Consider the following 381-nt stretch of genomic DNA (forward strand, 5'->3'; position numbering starts at 1 on the left):
GGGGTGCCTATCTATTTTTATCATTAAGGGCGCCGCTAATTAGCAGCACAGAGTATTTCTTGCTTATTTTTTTAGCGTTTCTCTATTCGATAGTATCGTTACCTATATACTCTGTGAAGAATAAAATAGTATCCATTTGTTTGGCTATAAACTCGATTCTGTTAATGAGTTTTCCAATTTTAATCAATAAATTTTTCCCAGGAAAGGTTTCTACTTATATCGTATTAATCAGTATTTTTATCCTGGAGTTCTTAATCTTTAATATAATTGGTAAAGATTTTGATACTAGATTAGCTAGCGAGTATAGGAAAATCAGTCAGTTTAAAAGTAAGATGTCTCAATCTCCTTGGATAAAATATTTAGAGATTTCTAGTTTTATAT

At 29.9% G+C, this 381-nt stretch carries 1 pseudogene; it reads left to right on the forward strand.

The features are described from left to right. Positions 1–381: pseudogene (locus SMIDD26_RS10940) on the forward strand (hypothetical protein); the annotation flags it as partial.

Origin of the sequence: Streptococcus mitis, from assembly GCF_001579035.1 — a bacterium.
GTDB classification, from domain to species: domain Bacteria; phylum Bacillota; class Bacilli; order Lactobacillales; family Streptococcaceae; genus Streptococcus; species Streptococcus mitis_J.